General features: G+C 31.1%; 9 protein-coding genes and 2 pseudogenes. 10 read left to right on the forward strand and 1 reads right to left on the reverse strand.

The genetic code is table 11. The features are described from left to right. Positions 1 to 64 precede the first annotated feature (64 nt). The gene (locus tag CN514_RS16785; protein WP_098233577.1) at positions 65 to 505 is read right to left on the reverse strand and encodes a hypothetical protein; all 441 of its coding nucleotides are present in this window, start codon (positions 503 to 505) and stop codon (positions 65 to 67) included. A gap of 187 nt (positions 506 to 692) precedes the next feature. On the opposite strand from CN514_RS16785, the pseudogene CN514_RS16790 reads away from it, so the two are divergent. The 10 genes and pseudogenes from CN514_RS16790 to CN514_RS16835 all read left to right on the forward strand — a co-directional run bounded on the left by CN514_RS16790 (position 693) and on the right by CN514_RS16835 (position 9992). Beyond that, positions 693 to 1532 (forward strand): annotated as a pseudogene (locus CN514_RS16790) (tyrosine-type recombinase/integrase). A gap of 244 nt (positions 1533 to 1776) precedes the next feature. Next, positions 1777 to 1932: pseudogene (locus CN514_RS16795) on the forward strand (sporulation protein YhbH); the annotation flags it as partial. A 201-nt stretch (positions 1933 to 2133) separates the two neighbouring features. Further along, on the forward strand, positions 2134 to 3315 hold the full coding sequence (locus CN514_RS16800) for a GTP-binding protein (protein WP_098233578.1): 1182 nt from the start codon (positions 2134 to 2136) through the stop codon (positions 3313 to 3315). Between the two features lie 135 nt (positions 3316 to 3450). Next, entirely contained in the window at positions 3451 to 4455 is a 1005-nt protein-coding gene (locus tag CN514_RS16805; protein WP_098233579.1) for a permease, read from the forward strand. A gap of 9 nt (positions 4456 to 4464) precedes the next feature. After that, a complete protein-coding gene (locus tag CN514_RS16810; protein ID WP_098233580.1) occupies positions 4465 to 5214 on the forward strand; it encodes a TIGR03943 family putative permease subunit in 750 nt (249 codons plus the stop codon). 211 nt (positions 5215 to 5425) lie between these two features. Next, positions 5426 to 6382: a metal ABC transporter substrate-binding protein gene (locus CN514_RS16815; protein ID WP_098233581.1), complete on the forward strand. Its 957-nt coding sequence runs from the start codon at positions 5426 to 5428 to the stop codon at positions 6380 to 6382. Between the two features lie 68 nt (positions 6383 to 6450). Beyond that, on the forward strand, positions 6451 to 7158 hold the full coding sequence (locus CN514_RS16820) for a metal ABC transporter ATP-binding protein (protein WP_098233582.1): 708 nt from the start codon (positions 6451 to 6453) through the stop codon (positions 7156 to 7158). Next, entirely contained in the window at positions 7104 to 7925 is an 822-nt protein-coding gene (locus tag CN514_RS16825; RefSeq protein WP_098233583.1) for a metal ABC transporter permease, read from the forward strand. Before CN514_RS16820 ends, CN514_RS16825 begins: the two co-directional genes overlap by 55 nt. Before the next feature lie 192 nt (positions 7926 to 8117). Beyond that, positions 8118 to 9509: a PepSY-associated TM helix domain-containing protein gene (locus CN514_RS16830; RefSeq protein ID WP_098233584.1), complete on the forward strand. Its 1392-nt coding sequence runs from the start codon at positions 8118 to 8120 to the stop codon at positions 9507 to 9509. A gap of 96 nt (positions 9510 to 9605) precedes the next feature. Continuing rightward, on the forward strand, positions 9606 to 9992 hold the full coding sequence (locus tag CN514_RS16835; RefSeq protein ID WP_098233585.1) for a FixH family protein: 387 nt from the start codon (positions 9606 to 9608) through the stop codon (positions 9990 to 9992). Positions 9993 to 10241 lie beyond the last annotated feature (249 nt).

Below are 10241 nucleotides of genomic sequence, written 5' to 3' on the forward strand. Positions count from 1 at the left end.
TGTCTAATTTAGACAGTTCTTTTACGTTCTTATACAACTAACGCATTGCTTTAGTTGAATAAGGTTATTCCTCATTTAACCAATCAAAATCATCGTGAAGTATATATTCTTGTTCCTCTAATCTTAAATAGTAATTAGAACAGACAATATCTAATTCTTTATAATTTACACCATAATCTATATCTAAATAGATATGTTTTATATCTTTATTTTCTTTCGCTTTAACAGGTATCCTATCAATTACTTGGGAGTTATCCAATACTGCTGAACGGTAAAATTCACTCCATTCATCCCATTCAAAACCATACGGAATATTAGCATAAATAACACTTTCAAATTTCAAAGTCCCTTTTTTAACACGATAGGTGAACCCACCATCTCTATCGATACGAGATATGGGCTTTAAAATTTGAAAGCTAATGTATTTTTCACGATGGTTAATAAATAATCCTTCAATCACCGTATCATATAATTCAAGTTCGTCGTTCTCTCTATAATCTTGCATCTATTACATCACCATTTCTACCTTTTTTACTTCTATTTCGCTATGGGAAATCAGTATTCCTTCTTCAACTATACTGCCAGTTAGTGCAATAATTTTTAATCCTTTTCTAATTTTAACCCACCTATTTTAAACAAGAATTTCGTCAATAATGTCTGATAGAGCAACAATTATTGGAGGGGATTCATTAATCTTATTATCTAAAGCATGGAAAAGTTACTATAATGATAAGTTAATTGAAGGATACTCAACAACTACTCTAAAAGCATATAAAATACAAGCAACACTTTTAATTAAACACTTCGGTGATATTGATATTACTCATATCTCAACTGATACTTTAAAAGAGTATCTTGTAATTGTTGGAGAAAAGTTAAAACCTGTGAGTCTAGCACATAGAGTTCGTTTTATAAAATCTTTATTCCGTTGGGCTCATGAAGAGGGTGAGATTCATAGTAACCCTTCCTCAAAGTTAAAAGAACCAAAAGCTGGAACGAGAATTCCTAAATTCTTAACTGTTAAGGAAATTGAACTCCTTCGGGAAGCCTGTAATACGCCAAGAGAACATGCAATAATTGAGTTTATGTACTCATCGGGATGCCGTATCGGCGAAATTGTCTTAATAAATAAAAATGATATAAATTGGACGAATCACCCCGTAATAGTACGAGGAAAAGGTGATAAAGAAAGAGAAGTATACTTCAATATTCGAGCTGAAATTTGGTTATTTAGATACTTGAACGAACGAAACGATGCAGATCCTGCATTATTTGTAACCGAATGAGCACCTCGTCGGTTAAGTATAGCTCAAACGCGCCATATAATTAAGGAGGTTTCTTTACAGGCAGAGTTAAACAAAAAGATTTCGCCCCACCAACTAAGGCACAGTTACGCAACTCATTTAATGGATAACGGAGCTCCAATTGAAGTAATCCAAAGCTTATTAGGTCACGAAAAGAGTGAAACAACACGAATATATGCGAAACTAAGTGGAAAGCAACGCCAAGATCAATATTGTAAATACTTTTAAAAAAGGAACCGCAACGCTCCATTTAATAGCTTCTTATAAAGCTGAAGCATACCTTGCGTTAGTGAAATAAGCAGCAAAAGGATCTTCCAAGTAGGGGTCAAATCAACCTCACGCTATTTGATTAAATATAAGGATGGAACAATCAGAGGGGAGGCTTTTTTACGGGTAGATCCTAAACATCTTAAAGGGATATTTAAAAATTAAATACGAAAAAACTCAGTCATATCAAAGGGTGTATCCTAAACAAGTAAACCAATACAATCGACATAGTACGCTAATATCCGCATATAAAAATATAAATGACGAGAAATTTCGCTATTATATTTTAAAGCAAAAATCAGATGTTTTTCATTCGATGAAGAGCTTTTTCAAGCAGGAGTATGAGAAGGCAGCGAAATAGAGAGCGGTTATGGAGAATTAAATAGCGTGCGAAATTAGTAGAAAATAAGAAACAGAGAACCAGATTTGTAGGTTTTTCTGTTTTTTTATTTTTTTAATTTATTAATAATATATTGCAAAACGTAGTAGTTACGATTTATAATTATTTAACTTAATATAATTCGTAATTATTACGTTTTATGTATATTATTTAGGAGGAATAATTATGAGAGTACCTATTACAGTTATAAGCGGGTTTTTAGGATCAGGAAAAACAACGTTATTAAATCATATTTTGACAAATAGAGAGGGGTTAAAAGTTGCTGTTATTGTAAATGACATGAGTGAAATAAATGTAGATGCTCAGCTTGTTAAAAATGGAGGATTTTCTCGTACAGAAGAAAAGTTAGTGGAAATGCAAAATGGATGCATTTGTTGTACGTTAAGAGATGACCTGATGAAAGAAGTTGAAAGATTAGTAGACAATGGAGGAATTGATTACATAGTAATTGAGTCTTCGGGTATCAGTGAACCAATTCCTGTTGCACAAACATTCACTTATGTGGATGACGAGCTAGGGATTGATTTAACTAAAAAAACTTGTTTAGATACAATGGTCACAGTTGTAGATGCAAACCGTTTTTGGGAGGATTATTCTTCAGGGGAAACACTATTAGATCGTAAACAAGGAACTGATGAAACCGATATTCGTGAAATTGCAGATTTGCTTCTTGAACAAGTTGAATTTGCAGATGTTATTATTTTAAATAAAATTGACTTTTTAGAAGAACACGATGTAAAAGAATTAACTGCATTTCTTAAGAAAATTAATGCACAGGCAAAAATTATACCTGCTACATTTTCGAATGTCGATTTGAAATCTGTATTAAATACACATCTATTTGACTTTGATAAAGCTAGCCAAGCAGCAGGTTGGATTAAAGAATTAAATGAAGAACATATTCCAGAATCAGAAGAGTATGGTATTAGTTCATTTGTTTATCGTCGTAAGAGACCGTTTCATCCAGAACGCTTATTCTCATGGTTAGAAAATTGGTCAGTGGACATTGTAAGAGCAAAAGGATTTTTTTGGTTAGCAACTAGAAATGAAGTGGTAGGAATGCTATCACAGGCTGGTTCCACGATTACAATCCAAGGAGCTGGAGAATGGATTGCTACATTACCGAAATCAGAACAAGATGAAATGAGAAGAGAAGATTCATTGTTAGATAAGAAATGGGATGATCATTTTGGTGATCGAATGACAGAACTTGTCCTAATTGGAATCGATATGAAAGAATTACAGATTGAGAGGTCACTTGATAAATGTTTGTTAACAGAAGAAGAAATGGAATCAAATTGGAATGAATTTAATGATCCAATGCCAGCCTTTGCCCAAGCTTAAACATATGAACCTACTATTTAATCTAGAAAAATAAGTTTACGTTAGATAAAACTTATTGATTTTTAATGGTTGGACGAGCATATGTCTGTTTCGTATAGAATATATTTCACTATAAAAAATTATTTGAGGTGATTTATGGTACGGAAAGTTGGACAAGAAGTATTAATTTTATTTGTTCTATTTTGTTATTTATTTTGTTATGTATTTATTGATTTTACGAATTTATCGTCTTTATTTCATAAAGTACCTAAAGAACTATTAAATATGAACACAATATTTATAAGTTTGTTTTTAGAGGCTCTTCCATTTGTATTAATTGGAATCATTGTTTCTTCAATTATTCATGTTTTTGTAAAACCAGAGACGATCAGTAAAATACTTCCTAAAAATGCATTTTTGGCATTCATTCCAGTTGCATTAATTGGTATGATCATGCCTGTATGTGAATGTGGTATTGTACCAATTGTCAGATCTTTGTTAAAAAAAGGTATGCCTGCGTATATTGGGATAGTTTTTCTTAGTAGTGTACCAATTATAAATCCAATTGTATTTACGTCAACCTACTATGCATTTCAATCGAATTCTCAAATGGCATTTTTAAGACTAGGGTTAGCATTTATAGTAGTTCTACTCATCGGTTTTTTCACTTTATTATTTTATCGAAATAAAAATGTACTATTAGAAACTTTAGAAAAGAAAGAGAACCATAATCATGTTCACCATATTCATTCAAAAACAAGTCGAATAAGTGAAGTCATTTCTCACATTAGTAGTGAATTTTTCTCAACATGCAAATTTTTAATTATCGGTGGATTAATTACAAGTGTTTTTCAGACTTTTCTTGATCGAAGTGTGTTAATACATCTAGCAAATCATACGAATCTATCAAGTGTGGTCATGATGGGATTAGGATATTTCTTATCTTTATGTTCTGGATCTGATGCATTTATAGCTGCATCTTTTTCAAGCACATTTCATGTGAAATCTATTCTAGCGTTCTTACTATTTGGAGCTATGATTGATTTGAAAAATACATTTATGATGTTTGCATATTTCAAGAAAAGATTTGTATTTTTTTATATTTTCTTAACTGCAAGTGTCGTATTTGTAGTGACGTCGATTTGGAATTTATATTGGTGAGGTGAATAAATGTCTTCTTTTCAAAATCGATTACGCTCTGTATTTTTCTTCGGGATTGTTCTAATGCTTTTGAAGCTTTTAGTTTCAGGAGATATTCAATATTTCATTGCACCAAAGATGGTGAAATTCACAATCATTACTTTAGTTGCTTGTATAATTATTGGATTAATTCACTTCTTTGAATTGCTAAAAGAACATCATACGTCTTGTAATTGTTGCTCGAATCAAAAAAATAGGACGTTAAGTTTAGTAATTTTAATAAGTATTCCAGTTATAACAAGTAGCTTATTTTCAACAAATGTTCTTGGAGCAAGTATTGCTTCAAAAAGAAGTATTTCTTATAGCGAAAATATAGTAAAAAAACAAGCCAAAAAAATAAAGGTAAAAAATGATGGTTTGAAATTTATAAAAGTTGATGATTCGATGTATGGACATATTATTTCAGATGTACAGGATAGTGTAGATCAATATGTAGGTAAAAAAATATCTTTTAATGGTTTTGTATATCGTGATAAGCAAACAAGAAAAAATCAGATTTATGTATCGCGTTTTGCTATTACTTGTTGCGTAGCTGATGCTCAAGTGTTTGGGTTAATGGTTGAGGGAAAAGAGGTTTCAGCATTTAAAAATGATCAGTGGGTAAACGTAACTGGTACAATCCATAAAGTGAAGATTGGAAAGTTTTATAAACCGATTATTCAATTAGATAAAATAGCAGAAATAAAACCACTAAAAGATCCATATGTTTATTTCGATTAGGAAAGTTTAATTTATTTTTAATCAGAAAAACATTGAAAACGTAATTGTTTCGTTTTAATATTAAGCGTACTATACTTGCTTAGATTTAGGTGAGTATCTATTTTTACTTAATAAATCGTAATTATTACGTTTAAAACTTGAAATACAATAAAAAAATTAGCTAGAAGGGCGGTGCACAAATAGTAAAATATAGATTTTACTGTTTAGTGATATGAAAAAAATAAACTTAAGATCGTTATTATCAATTAGTATTTCCATCTTTTTATTAGCAGGATGTTCATCTAAATCGATTTCTACCTCTAATAATTCTGAAAATGAATCTAAAAAAATTAAAATAGTAACTACTTTTTATCCTGTTTATGAATTTACAAAAAATGTTGCAAAAGAAAATGCTGATATTAAACTATTAATTCCATCATCAATAGAACCTCATGAATGGGAACCAACACCAAAAGATGTTGGAGCAATTCAGAATGCTGATTTATTTATCTATAATAGTCCATATATGGAAACGTGGGTTCCAAATATTGAAAAAAGTTTGGACAACAAAAAATCTTCATTTATTGAAGCGAGTAGTGGAATATCTCTGATTAAAGGACAAGAAAATGAAGAAGAACATAGTACAAACAACAATTCAGAACAAATGGATCCACATGTATGGTTAAGTCCAGTTTTAGCTCAAAAGGAAGTTCAAAATATAACAAAAGCTCTTATTAACATTGATCCAGCGCATAAAGCGGAATATAAAAAAAATAGCGACAACTATATTAAGAGGTTACAAGCACTTGATGAGCAATATCGAACAACATTAATGAATATGAAAAATAAAGAAGTTATTACGCAGCATGCTGCATTTGGATACTTAACAAAGCAATACGGCTTGGTTCAAGTTCCAATTGCTGGCTTATCTCCATCGAATGAACCTAGTCCATCAAGACTGGCGGATCTTAAACAATTTGCAAAAAGTCACGATATTAATACAATCTTCTTCGAGGAAGTTGCTTCACCTAAAGTAGCGAATACGCTAGCAAATGAAATTGGTGCAAAAACAGCTGTCTTAAATACACTTGAAGGTTTAAGTGAAGATGAACAAAAACAAGGAATTGATTATATAAGCGTTATGGAGAATAACTTAAAAATACTAAAAAAAGTATTAGAAAATAAATAGAGATTAAGTAAAAAGCGTGTTCCTACTATGTGTCACGCTTTTACTTAATTAAGAAAGGAAACTAAAAGATGAGTTTAGTTCAATTTAAAAATGTCAAATTTGGTTACCATCATACATCCGTAATAGAAAATGTAAGTTTTGAAATAAACCAAGGTGAATTTGTTGGGATCACTGGTCAGAACGGTGCTTCAAAATCTACACTTTTAAAATTATTACTTGGTTTGTTAAAACCTTGGAGTGGTGAAGTTCAAATTAATAATAAAGATGCAAATAATGAACAGTTAAAAATTGGGTATGTGCCCCAACAAATCGCGTCATTTAACGTAGGGTTTCCAAGTACGGTAATTGAACTAGTGAAATCAGGTAGATTTAATCAAAAAAAATGGTTCGAAAAAATGAATAAAGCAGATCACGAAGCGATTGAAAATGCACTAGAAATGGTAGGTATGTGGGATTATCGTCATCATAAAATTGGTTCATTATCTGGAGGACAGAAACAAAAAATTTGTATTGCTCGTGCATTAGCTTCTGAACCAAATTTATTAGTATTAGATGAACCTTCGACTGGTATGGACAAAGAAAGTAGAGTAAGCTTTTATCAATTTTTGGATCATCAAGTTAGAAGACATAATCGAACAGTTGTCATGGTGACTCATGAAAAAGAAGAAGTTGAACAATATCTTGATAAAATCATCCATCTAGAGAAAGGAGAACATGGAGTATGGAGATGCTTAACCTTGAATTCATGCAAAGGGCATTTTGGGTTGGTGGATTAATCGCAGTAATCGCACCAATATTAGGTGTATTTTTAGTCTTGAGAAGACAAGCTTTAATGGCAGATACACTATCTCATATTTCACTGGCTGGTGTAGCAATTGGTTTTTTTATTCATGCTGATTTGACATTATCCAGTATGTTAGTGGTAATTATTGGGGCAATAGCAATTGAATATATGAGAAGAGCATATCTATCATATTCAGAAGTATCGATTGCAATCCTAATGGCAGCAGGACTGTCACTTGCTCTGTTTTTAATGAGCATTAGTGCAGGAGGGATGACGACCAATGTAGAACAATACTTATTTGGATCAATTGTTACTGTTACTCAGAAACAAGTCTATTTGATGATTGGCGTAACAATCGGCGTATTATTCTATTTCTTTTTGCTAAAAAGACCTCTATTTTTAATGACATTTGATGAAGATACTGCTTTTACAAGCGGGGTAAATACAAAATTATTATCCTTATCGTTTAGTGTATTAACAGGTGTTGTTATTTCAGCTATCATTCCTACAATTGGAGTGTTGCTTGTTTCAGCACTACTTGTTCTCCCTGCTGCATTCGCGATTCGAATTGCAAAAGGATTTAAATGGGTTCTCTTAATAGCAGTATTAACTGCAATTTGTAGTATGTTTGTAGGTTTAGCATCTTCATACACATTGGGAACACCACCTGGTGCTACAATCACTTTGATACTAGTGATTATACTAATAGTTGGTTTTATTATTCAAAATATGGTTGTTCAAATTAGAAGAGTAAAATAATTATTTAAAAATGTTAACTGAAACAGAGAATCTTTAAAAGGATACTCTGTTTTTTGTTTTTATAGACCATAATAAGTAAATGCCAAAATTAAATAAATAATAGCATAAAAAATCATTAAAACTTCATTAATTTATCACAATTGAATTTTATACTTTCACAAGTAGATAAAAATTATTGAGGGGTAAAACCAAATGGAGATAAATACACAACTAAATTCAGTTCAAACTGAACAAGTTTCTTCGAAAAAGACATCTCTTTACAAAACAATATGGAGATGGCATTTTTATGGAGGAATGATTTTTGCACCAATCTTAATTTTATTAGCAATTACTGGTGCAATCTATTTATTTAGACCATATGTAGAACCAATGTTAGACAAAAATCTATACTATGTGGAACAAGGTAGTAAAGAGATTACACCAGGCTTACAGTTAAAAGCTGTAAAGGACAATTACCCTAATGATGCGATAACTTCTTTTACAGATGTCAAAAACCCAAAACGTGCAACGGAAATTGGAATTGCAAAAGGTGATGTTAGCTACACAATTTTTGTAAACCCATACACAGGGAAAGTATTAGGTGAATTACAAAACGATCAACGTTTAATGGAGATTATTGTAAAATTACATGGTGAAATAATGGTTGGTAAAATTGGAGATAATCTTGTTGAATTATCAGCTTCTTGGGCAATTATTTTATTAGCAACAGGGTTATATTTATATTTTCCACGTAATAAACAATCATTATTGAGCGTTTTTCGTATTCGTATGAAAAAAGGATCACGTGTGTTTTGGAGAGACTTACATGCAAGTACGGGTTTCTGGATGACAATTTTCTTGTTAGTTCTTGTTTTATCAGGTTTACCTTGGGCTAGCTCTTTTGGTGAGAGACTAGATACTTTCAAAGCAAAAGCAAAGCTTTCAAATGCACCAGAACATTTATGGGATGGTAGTATTCAATCAACTAAAATTAATAAAGATATTGCTAAAACACCATGGGCAGCTGAAAATATTCCTGTTCCAGAATCCGTTTATAGTAATAGAGGAATGTTACCGATAGAAAATGTAGTTAAAATTGCTGAAGATACAAATGTTTATCCTGGTTATACAATCTCTATGCCAGAAGGAGATAAGGGAGTTTACTTAATCTCTACTTGGGGATGGGCAGCAGGAAGCGTTAAAAATTATGTAACGATGGATATTGATCAATATAGTGGGAAAACACTTCTAGATTATCGATGGAAAGATTACAGTACGTTTGATAAAACAGTTGAAACGGGTATCGCTTTACATGAAGGACGATATTTCGGATGGGCAAATTTAATGATAAATGTTATAGCATGTTTATCACTTGTCTTAATCGTATTTAGTGGTATCACAATGTGGTGGAAACGTCGTCCAACAGGAACAGTTGGAATTCCAAAAGCAAGTGATGGAAATAAATACTTTTTAGGTGTTTTATTGATTTCAGTAATTTGTGGACTTTTAATGCCAATGGTTGGTATATCAATATTAGTAATAGGTTTAATCGAGTTTATTGTTAAATTTATAAAAAAGAAAGTTAGTCAACCTGGAATCCAATAAATAAAATTTATAACTGAAATATGCTAAGCTTACTATTATACGTTTGCTTAGCTTTTTTAGTCATAAAAAAACTTTAGAGATAAATAGAGGTGTAATATGAAAATAATAAATAGTTTAATAATATTATTGTTAGCAGTAACAATTTTTTACGGATGTGGTAAGTCAGAAGAAACAGCAGTCTCAAACAAATATTTAGATAATATAAATGTTACTCTAACTGATCAACCAACATCCAAAGATTCAGAACATAGCTATGAGGTAACTTTAAAAAATAACGAGAATGAATTAGTTAACGTTGATTCAGTGGAAATAATTTTAAAAATGAAAAGCATGAATCATAAAGCAGATGGTAAATTAAAGAGAGTCTCAAAAGGTATTTATAAAGGAAAAGTAAAATTACCTATGGCTGGTTCATGGAACAAGACAATTGTATTAAAACAAGAGAAATTTGTTCGTAAAGTGAATGGAGTAACTTTAAATTAAAAAGAAATTAATACAAAAAAGTAAAGCACTATTGCAAGTTAGGGCTTTACTTTTTTATTGGATAAAAATATCTTATGAATGTAAAATTGATAAAACCTTTCAAGTATTTTAATGAACCTGTACACTATAAAATTGATTAAATACGGGTGCATCCTAAACAGCTAAATGGATTTTTTGAAAAACAACCTTCAAAAAACTTAGTCATATCAAAGGGTGTATCCTAAACAAATAAACCAATACAATCGACAC

The organism is Bacillus sp. AFS001701 (genome assembly GCF_002559405.1).
Lineage (GTDB): Bacteria > Bacillota > Bacilli > Bacillales > Bacillaceae_G > Gottfriedia.

Bases quoted from the DNA above. Each gene is read 5' to 3' on its own strand.
- CN514_RS16785 (WP_098233577.1), bottom strand. From the start codon at position 505: ATGCAAGATTATAGAGAGAACGACGAACTTGAATTATATGATACGGTG.
- CN514_RS16805 (WP_098233579.1), top strand. From the start codon at position 3,451: ATGGTACGGAAAGTTGGACAAGAAGTATTAATTTTATTTGTTCTATTT.
- CN514_RS16810 (WP_098233580.1), top strand. From the start codon at position 4,465: ATGTCTTCTTTTCAAAATCGATTACGCTCTGTATTTTTCTTCGGGATT.
- CN514_RS16815 (WP_098233581.1), top strand. From the start codon at position 5,426: ATGAAAAAAATAAACTTAAGATCGTTATTATCAATTAGTATTTCCATC.
- CN514_RS16820 (WP_098233582.1), top strand. From the start codon at position 6,451: ATGAGTTTAGTTCAATTTAAAAATGTCAAATTTGGTTACCATCATACA.
- CN514_RS16825 (WP_098233583.1), top strand. From the start codon at position 7,104: ATGGAGATGCTTAACCTTGAATTCATGCAAAGGGCATTTTGGGTTGGT.
- CN514_RS16830 (WP_098233584.1), top strand. From the start codon at position 8,118: ATGGAGATAAATACACAACTAAATTCAGTTCAAACTGAACAAGTTTCT.
- CN514_RS16835 (WP_098233585.1), top strand. From the start codon at position 9,606: ATGAAAATAATAAATAGTTTAATAATATTATTGTTAGCAGTAACAATT.